We start from the raw sequence: 24,906 nt of genomic DNA, 5'->3' as shown, positions 1-24,906 counted from the left end.
TAGGTATAGATGTTAGTAAATTTTTCTAAAATGCACGGTTTAGGTAACGATTTTCTCGTGCTCGACAATGTTACCCAAAATGTTTATTTGTCGAATGAACAAATTAAGCAGCTTGCTGATCGAAATTTTGGTGTTGGCTTTGATCAAGTACTGGTTGTTGAACCGCCATACGACCCCGATTTGGATTTCCATTATCGGATTTTTAATGCTGATGGTAGCGAAGTTGGGCAATGTGGTAATGGTGCTCGCTGTTTTGCTAAGTTTGTGCGTTTAAAAAACTTAACCAATAAACATAAAATTAAGGTCTCAACGCAATCAGGTAAAATGACCTTATTTATTGAACGAGATGGTAACGTTTCAGTGAATATGCCGGTACCACAATTTGAGCCAAGTAAAATCCCCTTTACCGCGCAAAAAGAAGAAGGCACCTACATTCTGCGTAGTGAAGATGAAACTGTGCTCTGTGGAGTTGTTTCCATGGGTAATCCTCACTGTGTTTTAACCGTTGATGATGTAAAAAAAGCGCCGGTAGAAAAGTTAGGAGCAGCATTGTCGCTGCACGAACGTTTTCCACAACAAGCCAATATTAGCTTTATGGAAGTAGTATCACCTGAATATATTAAACTCCGTGTTTATGAACGTGGTGCTGCTGAAACCTTAGCTTGTGGTAGTGGGGCTTGTGCCGCGGTGGTCGTTGGCCAAATGCAAAAAAAACTCAATCGACAAGTACTAGTTGATTTGCCTGGTGGCCAGTTGAAAATATTTTGGAAAGGCCCAGGCAATTCAGTAAAAATGACAGGTCCCGCCGTGCATGTTTTCGACGGTCAAATAAATCTATGAAGCAAGATAAAAGTAAAGCTATGCAATCAAGTGATGACACCCTTATGTCGACTGAAGACATCAAGTTAACTGATGAATTAATCGTTAGTTATCTGCAACAACACCCTGAATTTTTTAACCGTCAAGCTGAGCTTGTTAGCAGCTTAAGATTACCTGATCATCAGCGTGGCACGATTTCTTTAGTAGAACGACAATTATCACAACAGCGACAAAAAATTCACAACCTAGAAGAAGAAATTACACAATTGATGGTGATTGCTAATCAAAATGAGCAATTATTCGCCTTGTATAGCGACCTCTACTTGCGTTTATTAGACTGCACGACAGCGACTGAGTTATTAGACTGTTTACATCAAGCAACCACACAATTATTGTCACTAGATTCATTGAAGCTATGGCTAGTTCAGCCAACAGCTGTTCAGCATGACTCTTTAATTGTGAGCGATTGTAGCGAAATTATTGAAAACAGGTTGAGTAAAGAGCAATACTATTTTGGCCGTTTACAACAAAGTGAACAAGAATTAATATTTTCTCAGCCAACTAGCGGTTCTGTGGTTTTAGTGCGTTTAACCCACCTACAAGAAGATCTCGGCTTTTTAGCTATTAGTAGTCGAGATGCTGAGCATTTCGATCCACGTATGGACACCTTGTTGTTAGGACAATTTAAAAAATTGGTAGCAAAACTACTTCACCAACAGCTGTATTAGGCCATTATATTGTGAGATTTTATCGACGTTTACAGCCTTTTCATGCGATCAGTTTTGATTTAGACGATACGCTTTACAGTAATCAACCGATTATGTTGGCAACTGATCAAAAGATGGTCCAATACTTTAAAGATACGGTTACTGCTCAGGTATTGGGTAATCACTCACACAGTTTTGATTTTCGTTTTTGGTGGCCTTTTCGCCAGCAAGCATTATTGCTAGCACCAGAGTTAAGGCACGACGTTGGTTTGCTGCGACAGAAAAGTTATTTTTTAGGTGCTTTGTCACTTGGCTTAGTGGATGCTGAGGCGGCAGTGTTTGCTGACAAGGCACTAGGCTACTTTGTCGAACAACGTAGCAATTTTACTTTGCCGCAACATACTCATGACTTTCTGCGTTACCTTAAAACTAAAATGCCGTTAGTTGCGATTACCAATGGTAATGTTGATACCGATAAAATAGGCATTGCTCAATACTTTACTCATCACTTCCACGCTTCGATCGAAAATAAATTAAAGCCTGATCGAGATATGTTTGATAAAACCTGCCAGGCCTTACAAATAAGCCCTGAGCAGCTACTACATGTTGGCGACTGTGGTAAAAATGATGTTTTTGGTGCGATTAATGCGGGCTGCCAAACGGCTTGGTTAAACCAATACCAAGTAGGTAAAAGATTGAAAGTTTTACCTACTCTTGCCCTTGATAATGTTGAGCAACTAAGCAAAATAGTTTTATAGGTTATTGTCTTTTAAAGCTTTAGTGCTTTTTTGTTGCTCAAAATATAAATGTGTCAATTGAATGTTTGCCCGATTGCATTATCAAAATAGCGCTTAACTTGCTATTATAGCGCTATATTTTTGTTATTGATTTTACCTTTCTATGGATGTTTCTGAATTACTTGATTCGTTGAACGACAAGCAGCGAGATGTTGTTGCAGCGCCTTTACAAAATATGTTGGTGCTTGCTGGTGCTGGTAGCGGTAAAACGCGAGTGTTAGTGCAGCGTATTGCTTGGTTAATGAAAGTTGAGCAAGCGTCCCCTCATAGTATTTTAGCCGTAACTTTTACTAATAAAGCTGCGGCTGAAATGCGTGCGCGTGTTGAGCAAACCGTTGACGGTAATGTGCACGGTATGTGGGTAGGAACATTCCATGGCTTAGCGCATCGTTTGCTGCGCATGCACTTTCAAGAAGCGAAACTACCACAAAGCTTTCAAGTACTTGATTCTGATGATCAACTTCGCATGATTAAACGTATTGTGCGTTCGTTAGAACTTGATGAAAAACGCTGGCCAGCTAAGCAATTTCTTTGGTATATCAATGGCAAAAAAGATGAAGGTTTACGTCCGCAGCATATCGATGCTCAATTTGATCTAACGGAAGAAACTTTTGTTAAAGTATACCGAGTTTATCAAGATACTTGTGATCGTGCAGGATTAGTCGATTTTGCTGAACTGTTACTCAGAGCTCATGAACTCTGGCTTAATAATCCTGAATTATTACAACATTATCAACAGCGTTTTGCTCATGTTTTAGTTGATGAGTTTCAAGATACTAATGCTATTCAATATGCGTGGCTGAACATGCTAGGCAAGAAAAGTGGCAACGTGATGATCGTTGGTGACGATGACCAATCTATTTATGGCTGGCGTGGAGCAAAAATTGAGAATATTCAACGATTTTTACAAGATTTTGATGGCGCACAAACCATTAAACTTGAGCAAAACTATCGCTCAACAGCCAATATTCTTAAGGCCGCAAACCAGTTAATTGGCAACAATAGTAATCGCCTTGGCAAAGATTTGTGGACTGACGGTGATGCCGGTGAAAAGATATCTATCTATACCGCGTTTAATGAGATTGACGAAGCACGCTTTATTGCAGGCCGGATAGCTGAGTGGCAAAAAAATGGTGGCTCATTAGATAATGTTGCTATTTTGTACCGTAGTAACGCGCAATCGCGTCTGATGGAAGAAGCGCTTATTCAAGCGAAATTACCATACCGAATTTATGGTGGTTTACGATTTTTTGAACGCCAAGAAATTAAAGATGCCCTTGCCTACTTACGTTTATTAAACAATCGTGATGACGATGCAGCCTTCGAGCGCATTATTAATACACCCACACGTGGCATTGGCAATCAAACCTTGAGTTTAGTACGTGACGCCGCGAGAAGCTTAGAGTGTACTTTATGGCAAGCTTGCCAGCAGATGATGCAAAATGAGCAATTAAAAGGTCGTAGTGCTAAAGTTATTCAGCAGTTTCTAGATGTTATTGATCGACTAGAAGATGACTCGAGTCATTTGAACCTAGATCAACAAGCTAATCACGTTATACAGCACTCTGGTCTTAAGGCCATGTATCAAGCAGAGAAAGGTGAGCGTGCAGAAGCACGTATTGAAAACTTAAATGAGCTAGTTACGGCCTGTCAGACTTTTGAGGTGGATCCTGAGCTAGAAGAAGAGCAAAGCCCATTAACCGCATTTTTAACCCATGCAGCGCTAGAATCCGGTGAATCTCAAGCTGATGACTATGAGTCAGCAGTGCAATTAATGACGATGCATTCGGCTAAAGGTCTTGAATTTCCATTGGTATTTATTGCTGGCTTAGAAGAAGGTATGTTTCCTTCGCAGCAGTCGGTTGAAGATATTAGCCGCTTAGAAGAAGAACGTCGTTTGTGTTATGTGGGTATGACACGTGCGATGGAGAAATTATATCTGTGTCATGCCGAAAGTCGTCGTTTGTATGGCCAAGAAAAACATCATAAAGCTAGCCGTTTTTTACGAGAATTGCCAGAGGAGTGTATTGAAGAAGTTCGCTTGCAAAGCCAAGTGAGTAGACCAAAAACGAAAGGTCGCTTTTCATCAACAATCACTTTAGAAAGTTTTGGTAACTCAGGCTTTAAACTTGGGCAAAATGTTCGGCATAAAAAGTTTGGCGATGGTGTAGTATTGAACTATGAAGGCAGTGGTCCACAAAGTCGTATTCAAGTTAATTTTGCGGATGTAGGTTGTAAATGGCTAGTGGTAGCCTATGCTAACTTGGAAACAATATGAATATGTCAGATAAAAAGTAGAGGCTTGAATGTCAAAAAATTTATTGGTGGTTGAAGATAGTCGCCCAATAGCACGCGTAATAAAACAGATTGCTGAGTCGCTTAACTATCAGGTCACGCTTGCTACCTGTTTGGCTGAAGTTGAAGCCTTGTTGCAAGGTGGCGAAAATAAGTTTTTTGCCGCGACGATTGATTATGCTCTTCCTGATGCTAATGATGGAGAAGCTATTAGTTGCGTATTATCCCATGGTATTCCGAGCATAGTAATGACAGGGAAGATGGATGAAACTACCCGACAGAAAATTTTATCTCAGCCCGTTATTGATTATATTCCAAAAGAAAATAGCCAAGCATTTTTATATTTAAAGCGCATCTTGCATTGGCAGCTAAGTAATCAAGGTAATGGTGTTTTAGTGGTTGATGACTCTTTGTCAGCTCGTAATCATGTAGTGGAATTACTTAAGCGTCGTAATTTTAATGTCTATGTTGCTGAAAATGGCCAATTGGCACTCGATATTTTGCAGCAACATGCAGACATCAAAATGGTTATTACGGATCTTGAAATGCCTGTGATGGATGGCATTGAATTAACCAATGAAATACGTAAAAAATATAGCCGTGATCAACTTGCTATTATTGGCATTTCGGGGGCAAATAATGGTGTGCATTCAGCGCGCTTTATTAAAAATGGCGCCGATGACTTTTTAAGAAAACCTTTTTGTCCGGAAGAGTTCTACTGTCGTATTACACAAAACATTGAAAACTTGAGTAATATTGAGCAAATCCAAAAGTCTGCGAATACAGATTATTTAACTGAATTACCTAATCGCCGTGCTTTTATCCGTGATGCAGAAGCGGCTATCAGTGAATATATTAATGAAAAAACGCCTTATGCGCTTGCGATATTAGATATTGACTATTTTAAGAAAATTAATGATAACTATGGCCATGAAGCAGGCGATCATATTCTCAAAGTATTCTCTCTGTATTTACGCAAACATTTTGGTAATAGCCTGATTTCTCGATTAGGTGGTGAAGAGTTTTCAGTGCTAATTTCTGGCTTAGATGAAGATCAATTGTATAATCGCTTAGAAGATTTTCGTCGATCAATTTCTGTTGCTCAAATCTCCTTTGAACAACAGCAGATTAACTTTTCGGTTAGTTTAGGCATGATCTACAGCAGTGATGAGTCGTTAGCAAAGCAAATGAGCCTAGCCGATGGCGCCTTGTATTACGCTAAAGAAAATGGCCGTAACCAGATCAGTATTGTTGGTGCTTCAGAAGAACCTTAGCTTATCCAAAGTTCAGGTTAGCTGATATTCAGTGTCATCTTATTTAAAGTGAATGGATGACACAGATATCAATTTTTCTAAGAAAATATGCGCTAAGAACATCGTTGTTAGGCAATAGGATAATACCGCGCTAGATATCAACATGCTTTAAGCGGTATCTTTTCAAGCACTAAAGTGCACATTATCTATGGTAAACAGCGTTATTTACTTTGCTGTATCAAGTTGATTTCTATCGGCACGTTTTCTGGCCTTGATGGAATCAAAACTAAATATTGCTAATGCTGTCCATATACAGGCGAAAGTAATCATCTTGGCAAAGTATAACGGCTCTTGATAATAAAATGTCGCGAGGATAAACATAATACTTGGACCAATATATTGAAAGAAGCCCAAAGCAGATAGTGTCATACGTTTGGTCGCTGCGGTAAAGCAAAGTAACGGCGCTGTAGTCACAATACCTGCACAGATCAAAAGCATGTTTAATGACAGTGTATTATCTAACATATTAGTCGTGCTAGTTTTTAAAAACACTAACCAATAAATTAATGCTATGGGGAGCATCATAAGTGACTCTATCAATAAGCCGACAAATGAATCTAAAGGCATTTGTTTACGTAATAAGCCATAAATACCGAAAGTCGCTGCTAATGCTAAAGAGATTATCGGTAGTGAACCCATCATAAAGAGCTGAATAATAACGCCGACAAATGCTAACCCTACGGCAAAGAGCTGCCAAGGTCGCAGGCGTTCACCTAAAAATATTACCCCTAATGCGACACTAAAAAGTGGATTAATATAATAGCCCAAACTAGCATCAAGCAGGTGATCATTGTTTACTGCCCAAATGAACATAAACCAATTTACCGCTAAAAAAGTCGCTGAAATAGTCAGTCTAAATACTATTTTTGGCTGTGTAATCGTATCAATAAAGTAGCGTGATCTTTTGGTAAATAATACCACCAATGTGAGTAATAACGTTGACCATACCACACGGTGCACAAGTATTTCATCGGCATTAATATGATCTATTAATTTAAAATATAATGGGGCAATACCCCACATAGTATAGGCGCATATCGCACTAATAATACCAGCGCGTAAGGCTGATTTTTCAGGTGTTGGCATGAAATAAGTTGGTAGCTAAGATTGGATAAGAGCGTTAATAATAGCACTAATCATTTCAACAACCCATTGTGAAATTAAGAAATATTGCAGGTCAATTTTATCCCACCATATAAGTGCCAGTACCAAAGGCAATATGATCGCCTTTTTCGTTATGCATTTCCATACGTGCCACTGCAACCTTGCTGCCACTACGAATGATTTTAGCCGTTGCAACGAAGCTTTCGCCACGACCAGGCCTTAAAAAATCAGTGCGTAAATCAATGGTGCTTAGACGACTTAGATTTTTTGCAATTATTTCAGGTGTTAATTCCGGCAGTTGAGCCAGCATATTGGCGGCTGCCACCACACCACCGACAAGGTCAAGTGCGGATGCGGTGACACCACCATGGAGAATCTTTTGCTCAGGATTACCGATAAGCTTGTCGTGCCATACAATACTAACGGCTGATTCTTGGCTATCGAATTTCGTTACTTCTAGCCCTAATAGCTTATTGAAAGGCATAGCTTGGCTCCAATACTGCGCTAGTTGCTGAAACGATTCTTCATGTGTCATAAACTTTCCTGTTAGATTAAATGAAATAAAAGAATAACAATAATTGCCATTATATTGAAAATAAATCTCCGCACTACGCTGTTACTGCGCTAAAATGTCGGCTGATTTAAGCTATTGAAGATTTTCTCTTGCAAGCCACTTCTCCTTTGACATTAACTGAAGCCCTTAAACATCATTTTGGTTATCAGACCTTTCGTCCTGGCCAAGAAGAAATTATTAACCATGCGCTTGAGGGGCGAGATAGCTTAGTACTTATGCCTACAGGTGGCGGAAAATCAATGTGCTATCAGCTGCCTGCGACTTTAATGTCAGGTGTTACTATTGTGGTTTCTCCGCTTATTGCTTTGATGAAAGATCAAGTAGATGGCTTGGTAAGGCAAGGTATTTCAGCTGCTTATGTTAATTCTTCTCTCGATGCTGAGACCATTAATGATATTTTTAAGCGCTTAGGTCAGGGCGAAATAAAATTACTTTATGTTGCTCCTGAACGATTAAAAAATTATTACTTTCTGCAAGGTTTATCTCAACTTGAGATCAGTCTTTTTGCTATTGATGAAGCACATTGTATATCACAATGGGGCCATGACTTTAGGCCGGCATATACTCAATTGCATTTGTTAAAACAAAACTTTCCACATGTACCTGTGATGGCGTTAACAGCAACAGCCGATGTTACAACTCGAAGAGATATGCTGCAACAGTTGGCTTTGCACGACCCCTACATTCACCTTGATAGCTTTGATCGGCCGAATATTCGCTTTACTTTAGCCGATAAATATCAAGGTGAGCAGCAAGCCATTGGCTATATTAAAAAGCGTAAAGATGAATGTGGCATTATCTACTGTAATAGCCGTTGGCAGGTTGAAAAGTTAGCTAAGCGGCTAGCTGAAGCCGGCATTAATTGTTCTGCTTATCATGCGGGTTTAGAAGCTGAAATTCGCAATATTATTCAAGATAAGTTTGCGAAAGATGATATACAAATTGTTGTTGCGACGGTTGCCTTTGGACTTGGTATTAATAAATCTAACGTGCGTTTTGTGATTCATTATGAACCACCGAGAACATTAGAGTCGTACTATCAAGAGATAGGACGAGCGGGTCGTGATGGTTTACCTGCAGAGGCACTTTTTTTGTATGATGAAAAAGATGTAGAGCGCATTAATAAGCGCATTGCTGACGGTGAAAATGAACAACGGGTTAACGTTGAATTACAGCGCTTTCAGGCGCTACGCGGCTTTGTAGAAGCGCAAACGTGTCGACGTAGAGTTGTATTGAATTATTTTGCTGAATTTACCGAGCAAAGTTGTGGTAACTGTGACATTTGCTTAGACCCACCAAGTCAGTTTGATGCGACCCAAGCGGCTCAAAAGGTGCTTTCTTGTGTTTATCGCATTGAAGGTAATGGTGATATAGAGCATGTGGTTGCAGTTTTGCGGGCAGAGCTAAATGATAAAATTATTCAACTCAATCATGACAAAGTTTCCACCTTCGGCATTGGCAAAGATAAAACGCCAGGTTATTGGTTTTCAATCGTACGGCAATTAATACACTTAGGCTATTTACAGCAAGATATTGCCGCACAATCAAATTTATGTCTCACCCAAGCGGCCGGTAGTGTTTTGAAGGGTCTTGAGCCATTAATGCTTGCTACACCTCGTTTACAAAAAGCCAGTTATTGGCAGCGTAATAAACGCGAAAAAGTTTATGATCGCGCTTTATTTACTAAGTTAAGAGCATTACGTAAAGAAATTGCTGAACTTGAAGATATAGCCCCCTTTATTGTTTTTAATGATGCAACTTTAGCTGAATTAGCACGCGTAAAACCTTCAACCTCTAGACAAATGCTTAATGTCAGTGGCATTGGCGATACTAAACTTGCACGTTATGGTGAACCATTTTTGTCTTTGATTAAGCAGCATCAGGGCTAAATGGAGTTTACTTTTGAGGACTTACTGCTGGTTGAATTGTAGTGACAAAAAAAGCGCATTAAAGCGCTTTTTTAGATGCAGTACAGTAGAGTAAAATTATAAAATTTTGAAAATGCTACTATACAAAAAGTCTAATTACTTAAGACTTGAGTAGTAAGCAGCAATGTTAGCAACATCTTCATCAGATAATGCCATAGCCATTGGAGCCATTACTGGATCTTTACGGTTGCCCGATTTAAAATCTTTTAATTGCTTAGCTATGTAAGCTTCTTTTTGGCCAGCAAGGTTAGGGTACATAGGAACAGCAGAAATACCAGCAGCACCGTGACACGCTGCACACATCGCAGTTTTTGATTTACCGGCAGCTGCGTCGCCAGCGAAAACAGGTGAAGCCATCATAACAGTAGCGGCAACAGCTAAAGTAAGTTTTTTCATAGATATAATCTCTCTTTGGTAAACAATTTTAAAGGATCCTCGTTTGATTATAAGTAAAAAGCACAGCGTTGTCGTTGCTTTTTTTAGGATCATGCCAGTATGAAAAATTATCTTATACTTTGTTGCGCTAGCACAAGTTTTAAGCAATTAATTAGCCTAAATGGAAATAAATAAGAACATTATGTCGACAGAAATCGCTATAAAAATAACCAATATTGAAGAGGTTAACCCAAGGGTACTACAGTTTCAATTCAATGCTGAATGGACAATGGATAATACCACCGTAATTATTGACCACCTTTTGCAGCAAACCTCGGCGACAGTGCTGGAGTCGATACAAGGTGCCGATGTTTATTGTGTCAGAATACGCTATGGCGTTAGTGAGTTTTTATTGAATTTCGAAGAGTATAGTCACTCGTGTTGGTTGGAGTGTGCAACAGCACAAGATATTTTAGGTTTAAAAGAAATTAAGCACGCTTTATCATGAACTTATAAGTTCGATTGATGACACATTATACTCAGCGATTATAAAAATAATTAAGGTAACTATCGATGGAAAAAATACTGATAAGCAGCTGCTTTTTAGGTAATAAGGTGAGGTATGATGGCGGTGACAACTTATTAGTAAACACAACCCTCAAGTGCTGGCAAGAAACCGATCGTTTAGTGGTTATTTGTCCAGAATTAGCCGGTGGTTTATCTACTCCTAGAGCGCCAGCCGAAATACAACTAAGTCGTAACCATATTATGGTTAAAACTATTGCGGGTGAAGATGTGACACAAGCCTTTGAATTAGGGGCGCAGCGTGCATTATCACTTTGTCGCCTACATGGCATTCGTTATGCGTTATTAAAAGAGTCGAGTCCGTCATGTGGCAGTTCAAGTATTTACAACGGCGAATTTAATCAACAGAAAATCCCTGGACAAGGCGTTACCACAGCCCTGCTGCGTGCGAACGGGATCAAGGTGTTTTCTGAAAAAAACTTACTCTCTTTAATTGCAGAGCTTAGTTAATTCAAACTGAACAGAACTAACTACTGGCAATGTTAACGTGGTTAGTTAAGGTTTGAGAAATATCATTAATCAATGCTCGGGTTTGCTTGATGATAGCATTTGCACTGGTGGCAACATTATAGTCGCTGACGCCTATGCTGAGTGTCATTGGCGGTAAACGTGTACCTGATTTGCTACTGACAAAACGTAATTTTTCAACGCCTTGGCGTATTTTTTCAGCGATTTCGCCAGCAATATTACGCTCGACATCAGGTAGTAAAATGAGAAACTCATCACCAGCAGATCTTACGGGGAGGCCACTTTCTCCAACATAACTACTTATTTTTTTTGCTATTTTAGCTAAAAGTACATCACTGAGTAGTGGGCCAAAGCGTTCATTCATTTGAGAAAAATGGTCAATATTAACCACGATTGCCGCGACTTGCTTGGTGGGATCATTCGATAGCCATGTATCTAAATGCTTGCTCATCGCTTTACGATTATAGAGCCCGGTTAGTGAATCTAAATAGACTTCTTTTTTAACTTCATCTAACTCTGTACGTAAGGCATCAGTTGAGCGCTGAGATAAGCGCAGTTGTTCAGCGAGTTTTTCTTGCTCAAGTTTGAAGTGTTCACTACTTTGGCGTATGCCTTTAATGGCTCGAAGCACATCATTTTTATTAGTCGATTGTAAGTTAGCGATATTGTTGTCTAATTGATTGATTAAATGAGCAGTACATACAGATGATTGCTTACTATTAGCATGTAAATCGTCTAATACCTCATCAAGATCATCAATCAATTCACTTCGAAATCCACTTTGTTTCAGTATGAACTGATGATACACCTCTGATAAAAAGAAGTTATCGAGCTTCTTCCCCGTAGCGAGTTGCTTTTCAATCGTATTATTAAGTGATTTTGAGTTTTGGTTGAGATAGTGATAACTCACGGTGTAATTGATTGGCGTCGCTGGGATATGCCATAACTGCAATTGTTTTATGGCGGCGTGCATTTTTTCTTCGGCTTGTTTTATTGAGTCATGGTACTGCACTATTTCAACCTTAACTTAGGGAATTCGCTAATAATAGCTAGTAAACCATTTTGTAGTAATTTTTTAAAAAGTACCAGAACAAACGTAATTTTAAATAACAATAAAGTTAATAAAAAATGGAAATGTTGTGTAAAAGAAAACAATTACTTTATAAATATATTGGTTTTGTTATGGTATCGGGCTACTTTGTGCCCTATTTAAACTTGAGATTTACTGATGAAAGTATTTTCAACTACGTTGTTTGTTTTATTTTTTTTGATAGCTTGTCAATCACCTCAGTCTCAGGTCGAAGTAGTGAATCATGACCTTGGGCAGGTTATTAAAGATTATCAACACTTTAAAGATCATCAAAGCCCATTCAATCAAGATATTCCCGGCAAAACTAATAGTCAACTACCTGACTTATCGCCAAAGAACTTAGAAAAACAACATCAATTGTTACTGGCAATTTATCAACGTTTGACACAAATAGCAGCAGAGGGGTTGACAAGAGCCGAGGCGATAAACCACTCTGTTTTGTCATATACCATTAAAAATCAGTTAGATAATTATACCAATCATGAGCATTACATGCCGTTGACGGCTGAGTCAGGGTTTCATGTTTGGATCAGCCGAATTAATCGCCAAGTGAGTTTTAAAACGGTACAAGACTATGAGGATTATTTAGCAAGGCTTTCAGCGCTTCCTGAGTACTTTTCTCAGCAAATGTTCTGGATGAATAAAGGGATTGAAGCCGGTATCACACAACCTAAAGTTGTTTTAGAAGGCTTTGAAGGGTCGATTAAAGCTTTTATCAAGCAAGATGTGACTTCAAGTACGTATTATCAACCGTTTGTGACCATGCCAAGCCATTTCACAAAAGAAGATAAATTAAGCTTAAGAGCAAAAGCAGAAAGTATTATTTTACAATCGGTTATGCCAAGTTATCAGCGATATTATGATTATATGGTGCAACGTTACCAGCCTAATGCTAGAACTCAGATCGCTGCCAGTTCATTGCCTAATGGCGAAGAATATTATCTTAACCGCTTACAGCATTATACGACGTTAGCCATTTCTGTTGATGAAGCGCATCAGACCGGTGTCGCAGAGGTAAAGCGTATCAGGCGCGAGATGGATAATATTATCCAGCAACTAGACTTCTCTGGAAGTTTTGCTGATTTTGTTAATTTTTTACGCACCGATGAGCAATTTTACGCGACAAGCCCTGAAGGCCTACTTAAAGAGGCTTCCTTCATCGCCAAAAAAATGGACGCGCAGTTACCTCGTTTTTTTAAAACCTTACCGAGAACACCTTATGGTGTAATTGAGGTTCCTGCTAACATTGCCCCTAAGTACACTACCGGACGATATTCAGGACCATCACGAGACGATCAAGCAGGCAATTACTGGGTTAATACTTATCGCTTAGATCGCCGGCCTTTATATGTATTAGAAGCGTTAACCTTACATGAGGCTGTTCCCGGTCATCATTTACAAGGCTCAATTGCGCGAGAAATGAAAAATGTGCCAAAATTCAGAAATAGTACCTATATTTCAGCGTTTGGTGAAGGTTGGGGGCTGTACGCTGAATATTTGGGGTTAGAAGCAGGCTTTTATCAAAGCCCTTATAGTAACTTTGGCCGATTAACTTATGAAATGTGGCGTGCCTGTCGGTTAGTTGTTGATACGGGGATGCATGCTAAGGGCTGGAGCCGAGAGCGAGCAATGCGCTTTTTAGCTGATAATACGGCGCTATCATTACACAATGTTAAAACTGAAATAGATCGCTATATTTCTTGGCCGGGACAAGCGTTATCTTATAAAATGGGTGAGCTTACTATCAAAAGGCTACGTAAAATGGCTGAACAAGAACTTGCTGAAAGCTTTGATTTAAGAGACTTTCATGACCAAGTTTTAAAAAATGGTTCGATGCCGTTATCGATGCTTGAAGTTTTGATGAATGAATATATTGCCGATAAGAAAGCAGAACAGCGAAGTTTACAAGACAGTAATTAGGTTATGAACAAAGGAAAGCGCGCAAAGAATACCGAGATTATGACGGCGAACTGTGCAATTAAGATAAGCCCCCACTATATCTAAATTTTGCAGTTCCGCTATCATAGGTTGCCCCTTAGATCGGTAACTTTGCGTCGCCAGTTTTCACTGGTTTTGCCCTTGTTGAGCCTTAATGGCTCAACAACGATTATAAGTAATGCATTGTGTTTGTAAACCACTTTTAAAATATACCAAATGAAATCAAATACGATTGTTTTAGCCCAGACCAGCTTATTCACTGACTACATGGAAAAAAATGCTCAATGAAGCAAATACTGTTAGCTGTTGTCCTCAGTTTTTTCCTCAGCAATACTGGTGAAGCAGAGTCGAGTAACATTACTGAAAATTACCGTCAGTTACTTAATGAGCTCTACTTACAAGATAAAGCCACGCTAATTTCGCAAGAAGTTGTTAATGCGGCACAAGTAGTCGTTAGCAACCGAAAAAAATATAGCCCGAATACCGTAGCGACGGCTTTTTCGCTGTTATCTGATGTTGCCTTTAATCGTGGAAATTTAGTTTCTGCACTACAGTTTGCACAGTATGGTAATGAAACAGAGCAGGTTGATGTTACGCTACAACTTGACTTGTTGTTAAAAATTGCCCGTGGCTACTATGCTCAAGGCAAATATGTTCAGTTAAGGAATACTGCTGAAAAAGCGGCTTGGTTGGCTGAACAATCGAATGATATGAATTATCACCTGCAGGCATTAGCCTACTCAGTGGTGGCTTATTCATTGAGTGCTAATTATGCTTTAGCGGTTACCGAGCTAGATAAGGTTGAATACTTACTAAGTCAGAACGAAAAAAATGTCGATCAAATAACCTTATTAGAAATTATTGCTGAGGCACATTTTAATTTAGCAGAATATGAAAATGCTGTTGAGCTACTTAATCACGTACTAAAGCTACGTAATGACATGTCAATAACTCAAGGGGTTGCAAGAACCTATCACTTAATAGCCAATAGCTATTATCAATTACAGCGCTATGATGATGCTTATAATGCTTTTTGGCAATCACTGCAATTTGCTAAGCAGGATGAACTAGTGGTTAGGGTGGCTTTGGCAGAGCTCGGTTTAGGGCAGGTTTTGTATCAGCAGCAAAAGTACGCTCAAGCAAAAGAGCGCTTGCTCAATGCTCAGTTGGTGTTTAATCAATATAATTTATCGCCGGTTAAGTTGTCGATGCAAATTAGTTTAGTGAAAGTTATGTATGCATTAAACCAGCATACTCAAGCCAATAAAGTGCTACTTTTAGCGCAGTCTTTAGCTGAAACATTAGTTTTATCACCGCAACAAATCGAGCTATTTCTGTTACTAACTGATTACTACCGTACAGAAAAGCAATTTGAATTAGCTATTAAAGCGCAGGAGCGTTATTTGCAGTTATATCAAGGCTTCTATTCGAACGTTAATATCAAAAACTCTTTAGCGAATAGCGCAAAAATAACGCAAAGTAAAACCAAGAAGTTAGCCTTGGATTTGGCAGAAAAAAGTCAGTTAAGTCTGACTTTTACTGATAAATATCATCACCAACAAGTGCTTATAACTTTACTGGCTGTGGCGTTAAGTTGCAGTTTATTTTTTGCAGTATTCTATCGTTTTAAGCTGCATCATCAACGCTTTAACAATGGCTATGATGAGATAGAGTTACCTAAAAATCGCTTAGCACAACCGATTCAAACCAAACGTTGGTATCAACAGCAATATAAAATAGCCAGAAAGTATCAGTACAATATTTCAGTTGCTTATTTAGTGGTTGAAAATTGGCAAGAGCTCAGTTTTCATTTTAATGCTAAAACCTTAACTGATGTCAGTAAGGCACTCGCTATTATTGTTAATGAATACATTGACGAAGAAGACTATGCTGGGGTTATAAGTGCAGGGGAATATTTATTTTTATGCCCTCATCAAACCCCAGAGCAAGCGCTAACTAAGTTTAATAATGTAAAACAGGCGATAAAAACCAGATTTTTTGCCAACTTAGGTGATTATTCAGTTAAAGTAAGGTTTTCGATCGATGCACCTAATATTCAAGATATTGACCCTTATGTTTTTCTTTCACGCTTGAGTGAAGGCACTAAAACTAAGTAATTAAACTATTTAACCCCAGGTAAAATCATGATTTTTGTTTTAGCTATTATCGCAATGTTTGTTGCAGTGAGTATTTACTTTTTCTTTAAGGCCGAAAACTTGCAACGTGAAATTATTTTGATGAAAAGAGATATATCAGCAACAAAAAAAGAGAATAAAGCCTATGTTGATATGATGGCTATTATTGCTCAGCGTAATGAGGAAATTGTTAAGCAGCGCTTTATTGCGTTGCGGTCCGCCTCGGATGATAAAACTGAAATGCATGATATTATTGCGCCAATGATTAATAATTACGCGACTATTTTTAACGACAGTGTTCGAGCAAAAGGTAAATTACAGACATCAATTAAAAAAGTATATGAAGGTCATCAAAAAGGCACTTATAAGGTGCTGAGTAATTATATTAACCAGTCAAACAAAGAAATAAAGCGAGCTTGGTCGAGTAATAATATTAATGGTTTTATTATGCTTGTCGAAGCATTGCTATTAGCTAAATAGAGAGATAAGCAATAAAAAAAACCGCCTTTTGGCGGTTTTATCACATTAGTTAAGTGCTAAGTTACGGTCTAATAGTGATATTGGGAGAAGTGTCTATTTCACCATCATTAGAAATTGTTGCGGCATTATTATCACACAACAAAACCGCGATATTGCCTGACTTGCTACTACGAATGAACGTAAGATCATAACCAAATTGAGTTAAGCTACTGGTGGCAAATTTCTGTGCCAACGATAATTTATCCCATAAGCTTGATTGCTCAGGTGAATACTGACGTCTTTCTAGTAAGACTTCTCGGTCAAGAACTGCGTGCACAATGGCCTCTTTATAAAGTGTTGTGTAACGTGATCTAAGTCACTTATGGGAATTTATATTAGATTTTTGTTAAGATCAACATATAAAATTGTATTTTATGCATATATACCCAAGCCACTTGAAAATGCAAGCTACTTTGTAGTGATTATTTTTTGTATCAACAGTTTTAATATTTATAACCTTATTTTTAGTGTTATAGCACGTTATAATCTTTTTTATTGAATCATGGTTAATTAGAGTAAATGTTTGTATGAGCCAGGTATTAGACGATCTTTCCGCGTTATTAAAATTAGAACGAATTGAGCAAGGCATTTATCGTGGCGAAAGCCAAGATTTAGGTTTTAAAGCTTTATTTGGTGGTCAAGTAATGGGCCAAGCGCTATCTGCTGCACAAGAAACTGTTGCAGTAACGCATAATGTGCATTCTTTACATTCTTATTTTTTACGACCCGGTGATGCCAGTAAACCTGTGGTATATCAAGTCGAAAATATTCGTGATGGTCGTAGCTTTAATACTCGGCGTGTTAATGCAATTCAAAATGGCCAAGCTATTTTCTATATGACAGCTTCTTTTCAACAACAAGAACAAGGCTTTGATCATCAAGATACAATGCCTTCGGTGCCAGGACCTGAAGATTTACAATCATATACTGATTTTATTTTTGAAAACCAAGCCGCTATTCCAGAAACAATTCGCGGAAAGTTTCTTTCTGAGAAGCCGATAGAGACTAGGGCTGTAAAGCAATATAATTGGCTCAACCCTGAAAAAACAGAGGCTAAGTGTTATATGTGGATTAAGGCAAATGGCAGCCTGCCGGATGACCTTCGCATTCATACCTACTTGCTTGCTTATACCTCTGATTTCTCGTTTTTGCCAACCGCGCTGTTTCCACATGGTGTCAGTTATTGGCAACCAAACTTTCAATTGGCAACGATAGATCACTCAATGTGGTTTCATCGCCCATTTCGTTTAGATGAATGGTTGCTCTATAGCATTGATAGCCCGTCAGCTAGTGGCGGCAGAGGTTTAGTAAGAGGTCAAATATTTAACCGTGATGGCTTGCTGGTTGCCTCAACTATGCAGGAAGGAGTTATGCGTCAGCGTTAACTTTTGAGCTTTGCCAATCATGGCCACTTGGATGTTGAAAAACTCTTAAATCAAACAGCGGTGCAGCAGCATAGAGGTGATCAAAAATATCGGCTTGGATAGCTTCGTAGTTCACCCAGTTTTGATCATTGCTGAAAAAATATAACTCTAGCGGTAAGCCAACTTCAGTAGCTGGAAGTTGTCTTACCATGCAAGTCATCTGATGATGAACATGTCGATGCTGCTTTAAATAAGCATTAATATAAGCTCTAAAAGTACCAATATTGGTTAACTGTCGAGTATTTATAGTTGCAGCTGTTAACGGACTATTGCTAATAGCTTGAGCGGTTTCTTGTTTAATTTCAGCTTGCTTCTTTGCTAGGTAGTCACTGATAAGTTGCACAGACTTCAGTTCCTCAAGCTGCTTTTGGTTATAAAATTTAATACTACGGACATCAATAACAATAGCGCGCTTAATTCGTCGACCGCCAGAATTAAGCATGCCACGCCAGTTTTTAAATGAGCCACTAGTTAAGGCATATGTCGGTACCGTTGTAACGGTATTATCGAAATTTTTTACCTTGACAGTATTTAAGCCAATTTCAATCACGTCGCCATCCGCACCATATTTCGGTAACTCAATCCAATCGCCAGGAGCGACCATTTTGTTCGCCGAAATTTGTATACTGGCAACTAAACCTTTAATCGTATCTTGAAAAACTAATATTAATACCGCCGTCAGTGCACCTAAACCACTTAATAAATAAAGGGGAGAGCGATCGAGTACTAGTGATACCGCTAGTATGCTAGCGACTAAATACACCGCAAGTTTAATCACTTGTAAGGTTGAGTTTAAGGGCAAATAACGTTCGCTTGCTGTTTGCCGATAAAGGCTATTAATCACGTTAAGTACCGAGCTAACGCTGCGAGCAATTTGAAAACAAAGGCCGATTTTAGCAATTACTATTAATACCTTAGCAAGTAAAGCATCTTGAGCTAATAGCAAGGGACTGAGTAGCAAGAGTAAAACGAAAGGTACCAACAGCGAAATCCGCGAAAATACTTGATGATCAAATAACAGATCATCCCAGGTATTTTTTGATGCCACTATAACTTTATGGATCAGTAACAGTACGTAGTTTTTCGCAATGTAAAAGCTGATACTGCATAATACTAAAATAAGTGCAAAGCCAATAACATCAGCACATAGTGCTATGTATGATGCATGAATTCCTTGTTCAGTTAACCAAGAGCTGATGATAGCTTGCATTACATTTCCTTTTTGGCTTGCTCTTCAAGCTGAAGCATTTTTTTGTCTTTATCAAGCCATAATTGATTAACCCACTTTTGAAACTGTATCTTATAAGCGCGATCATTAACGTAATCACCTTTAAGCGAATCATCAATATCTTGTGTTTCAATCGCAATATTCACCTGTTTAACTTTGCCTGATAAAAAATCAAAAAAAGTAGGTATGCCCTCAGGATAATAAATGGTGACATTAACGACCTTACTTAGATTACCTTTCATTGCTTGTAAGACAAAGCCAATGCCGCCAGCTTTTGGTTTTAATAGCCTGTTAAATGGCGAATTCTGCTTTTGGTGTTTTTGGTTGGTAAAGCGTGTTCCTTCAATGAAGTTCATGACACTGACGGGCTTGTGTTTGAACTTTTCACAGGCTTTTTTGGTTGTTTCTATGTCTTTACCTTTGAGGTGTGGATTTTTCTTTAAAAAAGGTTGGCTGTAGCGTTTCATAAAAGGAAAGTCGAGCGCCCACCAAGCTAACCCTAAGAAAGGTACATAGATGAGTTCTTTTTTCAGAAAGAATTTTAAAAATGGGATTTGACCATGCAAAATTCTTTGTAATACAAGAATATCAACCCAGCTTTGGTGGTTACTAATGACCAAATACCAGTCTTTCATTTTTAATTTTTCTAAACCTGTGACATTCATTTTAGTTTTGGTGAACAGTTTTTGATTAAAGGTGTTTAATAGCACCCAATTACTGGCCATTTGATCCAATAAATAACTAAAAAACTTTTGCCATAAAGCCCAAGGCACTAAGGCTTTACATAATGAAAACACCAATATCGGTACAAGCCAAAACAGCGTGTTAATAATATAGAGTAAAAATGAAAGGCTGCCAGTAATGGCGCTAGGTAAAAAATTTAACATATAAAACCAAAAATCAATTAAGACAAATGCTGAGAAGGATATTAATGTTTTTTCGCTTTTTTTTCAGTAAAAATCGATAAAAATTTCAGTAGTATTACCTCAAGCTGAGAATGTGCTTATTGTTGGTGGCGTTATTAATTGTGATGAAAGTCACAAAAACACTAATTGAGTTGCCAGCTTTTACTTAATTTATCCTTATTGAGCTTATAAATTGGTGCATGCGAACGATATATTGTATTGGATAAAAACGCACCATTAATTTATTGCTTAGGATTATAATGCAACAAATTGAAAATTCAGCTTAGCAAAATAATGACTTGGTGGTGCTAATGCTATTAAGCAGTAGAAAATAGCAAACAAGTCTATATTAAGTGCAAAAGGTGATTGCAAAGCAACCACTTTTCAAGGCAAGCTAAGCAGATATTAAAGAGGATGAGTTATGATGAAATTTAATCGTGCAGTAATAAAGGTTGGCAGTGCTTTAGTATCTCCTGATGCTAAAGGTTGTAGCGGTAAATACCTACTCGCTATTGCCCGCTTTATTACTCAATGTCAGCAAGCAGGTAAAGAAATTATTTTGGTCTCCTCTGGTAGTGTTGCGGCTGGCAGAAGCTTGATTACGCACGGTTCACCTAACCCCTCAATCCCGACAAAACAAGCGATGGCTTCGGTTGGTCAGATGCAAATGATGGCAAATTGGCAACGCTTTTTTGATGTACCATGCAGCCAATTGTTGATCACACATGGCGACTTAAAAGACCGTCAACGCTACATCAATATTAAAAACACCTTAAGAATATTGTTAGAAAATGGCGTTATTCCCATTGTTAATGAAAATGATACGGTAGCGACTGAAGAATTAAAGGTTGGCGACAATGATAACCTAGCGGCATTAGTTGCATTAGTGAGTGAAGCTGATAGCTTATTTATTTTAAGTGATGTCGATGGTGTGTTTGAACAAGACCCACGTATAAATCCGCAAGCTAAGTTAATTCCTGAAATAGCAAAAATAGATGACTCTGTTTACGCCTTGGCTGGCGCGACTAATAATCACATTGCTACAGGTGGCATGAAAACAAAAATTCAAGCGGCTGAAAAAGCGGTAGAAAATGGTATCGAAACCTATATTTTAAATGGTAGTCGTGGTGAAGTGTTTGAACAGCTTTTATCAGGAGATAATCCCGGCACCCACTTTATTGCACAACAAGGAGCTACACGAGCGCGTAAGCATTGGTTAAAACACACCTTAAAAAGTAATGGTAAGGTGATGTTAGATTTGGGGGCTGTTAGGGCATTAACCGAGCAAGGTGCGTCACTGCTGCCATCAGGTATCTCAGCGGTTAGTGGCAATTTTAAAGTGGGTGATTGTATTGATGTTTTCGATAGTAAAAGTCAGCAATGTATCGCTAAAGGTATTAGCCAATACAATTATCGTGACTTAAAGCGTATTCAAGGTAAGAAAAGTGATGAGATCTCTACTGTGCTGGGGTGCTGCCCAAGTAAAGTGGTTATTCATCGTGATGATATGGTTCTGTTAACTAACATTAGAAACTAATAGTGTAGAGTGAAAAATATGTTTGATATTGCAAAAAGTGCAGCACTAGCCAAGCAGGCCGCCTTAACCGTAGCACAGTTAACCAGTGCTGAAAAAAATAGCTTACTGCTGCAAATGGCGGATGCTATTGTCGACAATTGTGCGGCGATTATCAGCGAAAATGTCAAAGATGTTAACGCTGGTCAAACGAAAGGTTTAGCACCTGCGATGCTTGATAGGCTTAAGCTCACAGAGCAAGGCGTTAATGAAATTGCTAATGCTATTCGTGAGATTGTTCGTTTAGATGATCCGATTGGCCATATTAATAATATGGCGTTACGACCTAACGGTATACAAGTTGGAAAAATGCGTATTCCATTAGGTGTTATTGCGATGATTTATGAGGCACGGCCCAATGTAACCGCTGAGTCGGCCGCGTTATGCTTGAAATCGGGCAATGCTGTTATTCTACGCGGCGGCTCCGAAGCCATTCATAGTAATATCGCTTTGGCGGCATGCCTACACCAAGTGCTAGAGCAAGCTAATATTGATAAAAACTGTATTACTGTTATTCCAGATACTAGCCGTAGCGTTATTGAATTGCTATTAAAGCAACGTGAGAGTATCGATTTAGTGATACCTCGTGGCGGCGAAGGCTTAATTAGTTATGTTACAGAGCATAGCCAAATCCCTGTTATTCAGCACTTTAAAGGGGTTTGTCATTTATTTATTGATAAATATGCTGACTTTACGAAAGCCATTAATATTCTTGTTAATGGTAAAACGCAACGTCCGAGTGCCTGCAACTCATTAGAAACCGTTTTAGTACATGGTGATATTGCGGCTGAGTTATTGCCGAAAATTGTGCTTGCGTTAAAACCCGCACAAGTAAAGGTGCATGCTTGTCAGCAAAGCTTAACTTACTTTCCTGGTGCTGTGTTGGCAACTAATGCAGATTATCATGCGGAATATTTGGCCCAAGAAATAGCGATAAAAGTTGTTGATAGTTTTACGCAAGCGATCTCGCATATTCAAATGTATAGTTCAGATCATACCGAAGTTATTGTTACACAAGATATTACGCGGAGTCAGTGTTTTATCCGTAGTATTAACTCTTCTGTGGTAATGGTTAATGCTTCTTCACGCTTTTCTGATGGTGGTCAACTAGGATTAGGTTCAGAAATTGGTATTTCTACAAGTAAATTGCATGCTTTTGGTCCAATGGGACTCACAGCGCTAACTACTGAAAAGTTCGTCGTGTTTGGGGATGGCCAAATTAGAGATTAACAGTTATATTTTTGTATAAATTATAAATTATAGGTGATAGGCGATGAGGTTTATATTTGTAATATTACTGAATTTTATTTGTCTGTATTATTCATCTAATGTATTTAGTCAAACAATGTCGACAGTTGAGCAGCGCTTAACAACATTATCTAGCACAGAAAAATTACGATATTTACAGTCGATAAAAGCAGATTTTTCCACAGCTTCGATACTAGAGCAAGCAAAGTATCAGCACGAGCTTGGTATGGTGTTTGAGGAAAATAAGCAGCTAAACTCTGCGTTAAATGCCTTTAGCAAATCAATTGATATGTTATCAGCAGCCACTGATGCAACACGTACCATGCTGGTAAAAAGCTTACTTGAACGTTCCTATGTAAATTACCTCATTAACTTTGAAGTGGAGTCTTATTGCCCTGACCGAAAATTAGCGGTAGCGGTGTCAAAGGGGATTATTGATGTTGATGTAAAAATTAGAGCATTAGTACAATATGCCTTTTGTTTCAAAGAGAAAAAAATGCAATTGTCAGAAGGCCTTGCTTTACTCGACGATGCTTTAGCTTTAGCACAAGAAAATCAGCTGCCTGCTAACACTCTTGGGATGATCTATAACGCCTCAGGTAACCTTTATCGTAATCATCAGCTTTATGACCAAGCCAATGAATATCTCTCTACTGCTTATGAGCAATGGGCCAGTGTGAATGACTACCAAGACATGTTTAATATGTTACATGGTCTGGTGGCAACATCGATAGAGCGTCTAGAACTATCACAAGCACAACAACACGTTGATGAAATGTTTCAGTTGGCTAAGCAACAACCTGCTTTTGAAGATTTTATTTTTTTTGCGAATTACAATGCTGGCTTAGTAGCCAATGCAAATAAGCATTGGACAAAAGCGATAAATTATTTTGAAAAATCGCTGCAGCTTCGCAAATATACGCAAGAGATATTTTTTATAAAGCAAAGTTATCAACAGCTAATTTTGCTCTATTTAAGAAATAACCAAACTGAGAAAGTTCGGTTAATGTATACAGAGTTAAAGCAATTTTTTCCTGATTACGTAATTAAAGATGCAGGGGTACTAGCGACAGTAGCATACGCTAATGGTGATTATGCTCAAAGTCGAGATCAGTTTTTATTACAGCTAGATCATGAAATAACCGAACGGCGCTTATTTTTAAAGCATACTATGCATGTGAACACCTTGTTGAATCGTCAAAATACTAATGCGTTAGATAAAAAGTTATTAAACCAAAAAATTAAAATTCAACAGCTGCAATTGATCAATCAGCAAGTAGTACAAGAGCGTACATGGCAGCTTCTGGCTTTTAGTGTTGTTGCGTTAATTTTGATGATGATGCTTATCAGGTATTTACTTAGAAATAGACGTAAATTTAAAAAACTAGCGTGTACCGATGTATTAACAGGAATTGCTAATCGACGCTATATTCTAGAAAAAGGTGACTTGTTATTCAAACAAGCAAAGGTTAAATCAGAATGTTTAGCTGTATTACTTTTCGACATTGACAATTTTAAGCTAGTTAATGACGGCCAAGGGCATCATGTTGGTGATCAAGTTATCAACTTTATTGTTAATCAAACACAAAGTTGCTTAACTAAAGAATGCGAGTTTGGCCGTTTGGGCGGCGATGAATTTATTATTATGGCTAAAGGTTTGTCGATTAATTCAGCAAAAGCGCTTGCTGAAGAAATAAGAGTTAAAGTTGAGGAAAATGCTAAAGCATTCTTTATTGATTTTTCAGTTAGCATTAGTATTGGTGTAGTAAGCGCTGAAGGCTTTGAAAATTTAGCTTCGGCCATTGCAGAGGCCGATACTATGCTGTATGAAGCGAAAGGTTTAGGTCGTAATGTGGTGGTTTGTCAAAACGGATAGTTTAT

At 38.4% G+C, this 24,906-nt stretch carries 22 protein-coding genes and 1 riboswitch; of the genes, 15 read left to right on the top strand and 7 right to left on the bottom strand.

The features are described 5' to 3' along the window. Positions 1 to 9 precede the first annotated feature (9 nt). The 5 genes from dapF to B0169_RS02535 all read left to right on the top strand — a co-directional run bounded on the left by dapF (position 10) and on the right by B0169_RS02535 (position 5,892). Positions 10 to 840, top strand: a complete 831-nt coding sequence (gene dapF / locus B0169_RS02555; protein WP_077284366.1) for a diaminopimelate epimerase — start codon at positions 10 to 12, stop codon at positions 838 to 840. Continuing rightward, positions 837 to 1,547: a DUF484 family protein gene (locus B0169_RS02550; RefSeq protein ID WP_235838442.1), complete on the top strand. Its 711-nt coding sequence runs from the start codon at positions 837 to 839 to the stop codon at positions 1,545 to 1,547. The genes dapF and B0169_RS02550 overlap by 4 nt, the downstream gene beginning before the upstream one ends. An 11-nt stretch (positions 1,548 to 1,558) precedes the next feature. Beyond that, positions 1,559 to 2,284, top strand: a complete 726-nt coding sequence (locus B0169_RS02545) for an HAD-IA family hydrolase (RefSeq protein WP_077284364.1) — start codon at positions 1,559 to 1,561, stop codon at positions 2,282 to 2,284. A gap of 142 nt (positions 2,285 to 2,426) precedes the next feature. Continuing rightward, positions 2,427 to 4,601, top strand: coding sequence for a DNA helicase II (gene uvrD, locus B0169_RS02540; RefSeq protein WP_077284362.1), 2,175 nt, complete (start codon positions 2,427 to 2,429; stop codon positions 4,599 to 4,601). Between the two features lie 28 nt (positions 4,602 to 4,629). Beyond that, positions 4,630 to 5,892 carry a diguanylate cyclase gene (locus B0169_RS02535; protein ID WP_077284360.1) on the top strand — a complete coding sequence of 421 codons (1,263 nt, stop codon included), beginning with the start codon at positions 4,630 to 4,632 and terminating at the stop codon, positions 5,890 to 5,892. A gap of 204 nt (positions 5,893 to 6,096) precedes the next feature. On the opposite strand, the gene rarD is transcribed toward B0169_RS02535, so the two are convergent. After that, positions 6,097 to 7,017, bottom strand: coding sequence for an EamA family transporter RarD (gene rarD, locus B0169_RS02530; RefSeq protein WP_077284358.1), 921 nt, complete (start codon positions 7,015 to 7,017; stop codon positions 6,097 to 6,099). Positions 7,018 to 7,114: 97 nt separating this feature from the next. Then, positions 7,115 to 7,570 (bottom strand): thioesterase family protein, encoded by a 456-nt coding sequence (locus B0169_RS02525; protein ID WP_077284356.1) that lies wholly within the window; start codon positions 7,568 to 7,570, stop codon positions 7,115 to 7,117. Between the two features lie 128 nt (positions 7,571 to 7,698). Between B0169_RS02525 and recQ the strand changes: the two genes are divergently transcribed. Further along, a complete protein-coding gene (gene recQ, locus B0169_RS02520) occupies positions 7,699 to 9,498 on the top strand; it encodes a DNA helicase RecQ (protein WP_143323439.1) in 1,800 nt (599 codons plus the stop codon). A gap of 135 nt (positions 9,499 to 9,633) precedes the next feature. Here the strand turns inward: recQ and B0169_RS02515 are convergent, their stop codons facing one another. Next, positions 9,634 to 9,933 carry a c-type cytochrome gene (locus tag B0169_RS02515; RefSeq protein WP_077284352.1) on the bottom strand — a complete coding sequence of 100 codons (300 nt, stop codon included), beginning with the start codon at positions 9,931 to 9,933 and terminating at the stop codon, positions 9,634 to 9,636. A 181-nt stretch (positions 9,934 to 10,114) separates the two neighbouring features. On the opposite strand from B0169_RS02515, the gene B0169_RS02510 reads away from it, so the two are divergent. Together B0169_RS02510 and B0169_RS02505 are read left to right on the top strand one after the other, a co-directional pair. After that, positions 10,115 to 10,420: a DUF3630 family protein gene (locus tag B0169_RS02510; protein WP_158077036.1), complete on the top strand. Its 306-nt coding sequence runs from the start codon at positions 10,115 to 10,117 to the stop codon at positions 10,418 to 10,420. A gap of 65 nt (positions 10,421 to 10,485) precedes the next feature. Continuing rightward, the gene (locus tag B0169_RS02505) at positions 10,486 to 10,947 is read left to right on the top strand and encodes a 2-thiouracil desulfurase family protein (RefSeq protein ID WP_077284348.1); all 462 of its coding nucleotides are present in this window, start codon (positions 10,486 to 10,488) and stop codon (positions 10,945 to 10,947) included. A 16-nt stretch (positions 10,948 to 10,963) separates the two neighbouring features. Here B0169_RS02505 and B0169_RS02500 read toward each other — a convergent pair whose 3' ends face one another. Then, entirely contained in the window at positions 10,964 to 11,977 is a 1,014-nt protein-coding gene (locus tag B0169_RS02500) for a GGDEF domain-containing protein (protein ID WP_077284346.1), read from the bottom strand. 216 nt (positions 11,978 to 12,193) lie between these two features. Here B0169_RS02500 and B0169_RS02495 point away from each other — a divergent pair, with 216 nt between their 5' ends. The 3 genes from B0169_RS02495 (at position 12,194) to B0169_RS02485 (ending at position 16,608) form a co-directional block, all read left to right on the top strand. Next, positions 12,194 to 13,975, top strand: coding sequence for a DUF885 domain-containing protein (locus tag B0169_RS02495; RefSeq protein ID WP_077284344.1), 1,782 nt, complete (start codon positions 12,194 to 12,196; stop codon positions 13,973 to 13,975). A gap of 85 nt (positions 13,976 to 14,060) precedes the next feature. After that, a riboswitch (cyclic di-GMP riboswitch) is annotated at positions 14,061 to 14,143 on the bottom strand. Between the two features lie 134 nt (positions 14,144 to 14,277). Then, positions 14,278 to 16,110 carry a tetratricopeptide repeat protein gene (locus B0169_RS02490; protein WP_077284342.1) on the top strand — a complete coding sequence of 611 codons (1,833 nt, stop codon included), beginning with the start codon at positions 14,278 to 14,280 and terminating at the stop codon, positions 16,108 to 16,110. Between the two features lie 27 nt (positions 16,111 to 16,137). Further along, entirely contained in the window at positions 16,138 to 16,608 is a 471-nt protein-coding gene (locus B0169_RS02485) for a hypothetical protein (RefSeq protein ID WP_077284340.1), read from the top strand. Between the two features lie 61 nt (positions 16,609 to 16,669). Here the strand turns inward: B0169_RS02485 and B0169_RS02480 are convergent, their stop codons facing one another. Next, complete coding sequence (locus tag B0169_RS02480) at positions 16,670 to 16,924, bottom strand: hypothetical protein (protein WP_077284339.1); 255 nt, start codon at positions 16,922 to 16,924, stop codon at positions 16,670 to 16,672. 250 nt (positions 16,925 to 17,174) lie between these two features. Here B0169_RS02480 and tesB point away from each other — a divergent pair, with 250 nt between their 5' ends. Beyond that, positions 17,175 to 18,032 (top strand): acyl-CoA thioesterase II, encoded by an 858-nt coding sequence (gene tesB, locus B0169_RS02475; protein ID WP_077284337.1) that lies wholly within the window; start codon positions 17,175 to 17,177, stop codon positions 18,030 to 18,032. On the opposite strand, the gene B0169_RS02470 is transcribed toward tesB, so the two are convergent. Continuing rightward, the gene (locus B0169_RS02470; protein WP_077284335.1) at positions 18,016 to 19,281 is read right to left on the bottom strand and encodes a mechanosensitive ion channel family protein; all 1,266 of its coding nucleotides are present in this window, start codon (positions 19,279 to 19,281) and stop codon (positions 18,016 to 18,018) included. The genes tesB and B0169_RS02470 overlap by 17 nt on opposite strands. After that, entirely contained in the window at positions 19,281 to 20,186 is a 906-nt protein-coding gene (locus B0169_RS02465; RefSeq protein WP_077284333.1) for an acyltransferase, read from the bottom strand. Before B0169_RS02465 ends, B0169_RS02470 begins: the two co-directional genes overlap by 1 nt. Positions 20,187 to 20,628: 442 nt before the next feature. On the opposite strand from B0169_RS02465, the gene proB reads away from it, so the two are divergent. The 3 genes from proB to B0169_RS02450 are packed head-to-tail and all read left to right on the top strand — an operon-like array spanning position 20,629 to position 24,901. Next, positions 20,629 to 21,741 (top strand): glutamate 5-kinase, encoded by a 1,113-nt coding sequence (proB, locus tag B0169_RS02460; protein WP_077284539.1) that lies wholly within the window; start codon positions 20,629 to 20,631, stop codon positions 21,739 to 21,741. A gap of 18 nt (positions 21,742 to 21,759) precedes the next feature. Continuing rightward, positions 21,760 to 23,007 (top strand): glutamate-5-semialdehyde dehydrogenase, encoded by a 1,248-nt coding sequence (locus B0169_RS02455; protein ID WP_077284332.1) that lies wholly within the window; start codon positions 21,760 to 21,762, stop codon positions 23,005 to 23,007. Between the two features lie 43 nt (positions 23,008 to 23,050). Continuing rightward, positions 23,051 to 24,901 (top strand): GGDEF domain-containing protein, encoded by a 1,851-nt coding sequence (locus B0169_RS02450; protein WP_077284330.1) that lies wholly within the window; start codon positions 23,051 to 23,053, stop codon positions 24,899 to 24,901. Positions 24,902 to 24,906 lie beyond the last annotated feature (5 nt).

The organism is Cognaticolwellia aestuarii (genome assembly GCF_002000025.1).
GTDB classification, from domain to species: Bacteria; Pseudomonadota; Gammaproteobacteria; order Enterobacterales; family Alteromonadaceae; genus Cognaticolwellia; species Cognaticolwellia aestuarii.
The sequence above is the reverse complement of the archived record's forward strand: the minus strand, read 5'-3'. Positions and strand labels throughout refer to the sequence as shown.

Bases quoted from the DNA above. Each gene is read 5' to 3' on its own strand.
- B0169_RS02455 (WP_077284332.1), top strand. From the start codon at position 21,760: ATGTTTGATATTGCAAAAAGTGCAGCACTAGCCAAGCAGGCCGCCTTA.
- proB (WP_077284539.1), top strand. From the start codon at position 20,629: ATGAAATTTAATCGTGCAGTAATAAAGGTTGGCAGTGCTTTAGTATCT.
- B0169_RS02470 (WP_077284335.1), bottom strand. From the start codon at position 19,281: ATGCAAGCTATCATCAGCTCTTGGTTAACTGAACAAGGAATTCATGCA.
- uvrD (WP_077284362.1), top strand. From the start codon at position 2,427: ATGGATGTTTCTGAATTACTTGATTCGTTGAACGACAAGCAGCGAGAT.
- B0169_RS02465 (WP_077284333.1), bottom strand. From the start codon at position 20,186: ATGTTAAATTTTTTACCTAGCGCCATTACTGGCAGCCTTTCATTTTTA.
- B0169_RS02485 (WP_077284340.1), top strand. From the start codon at position 16,138: ATGATTTTTGTTTTAGCTATTATCGCAATGTTTGTTGCAGTGAGTATT.
- B0169_RS02495 (WP_077284344.1), top strand. From the start codon at position 12,194: ATGAAAGTATTTTCAACTACGTTGTTTGTTTTATTTTTTTTGATAGCT.
- B0169_RS02490 (WP_077284342.1), top strand. From the start codon at position 14,278: ATGAAGCAAATACTGTTAGCTGTTGTCCTCAGTTTTTTCCTCAGCAAT.
- rarD (WP_077284358.1), bottom strand. From the start codon at position 7,017: ATGCCAACACCTGAAAAATCAGCCTTACGCGCTGGTATTATTAGTGCG.
- tesB (WP_077284337.1), top strand. From the start codon at position 17,175: ATGAGCCAGGTATTAGACGATCTTTCCGCGTTATTAAAATTAGAACGA.
- B0169_RS02535 (WP_077284360.1), top strand. From the start codon at position 4,630: ATGTCAAAAAATTTATTGGTGGTTGAAGATAGTCGCCCAATAGCACGC.
- dapF (WP_077284366.1), top strand. From the start codon at position 10: ATGTTAGTAAATTTTTCTAAAATGCACGGTTTAGGTAACGATTTTCTC.
- B0169_RS02525 (WP_077284356.1), bottom strand. From the start codon at position 7,570: ATGACACATGAAGAATCGTTTCAGCAACTAGCGCAGTATTGGAGCCAA.
- B0169_RS02515 (WP_077284352.1), bottom strand. From the start codon at position 9,933: ATGAAAAAACTTACTTTAGCTGTTGCCGCTACTGTTATGATGGCTTCA.
- B0169_RS02510 (WP_158077036.1), top strand. From the start codon at position 10,115: ATGTCGACAGAAATCGCTATAAAAATAACCAATATTGAAGAGGTTAAC.
- B0169_RS02450 (WP_077284330.1), top strand. From the start codon at position 23,051: ATGAGGTTTATATTTGTAATATTACTGAATTTTATTTGTCTGTATTAT.
- B0169_RS02550 (WP_235838442.1), top strand. From the start codon at position 837: ATGAAGCAAGATAAAAGTAAAGCTATGCAATCAAGTGATGACACCCTT.
- B0169_RS02505 (WP_077284348.1), top strand. From the start codon at position 10,486: ATGGAAAAAATACTGATAAGCAGCTGCTTTTTAGGTAATAAGGTGAGG.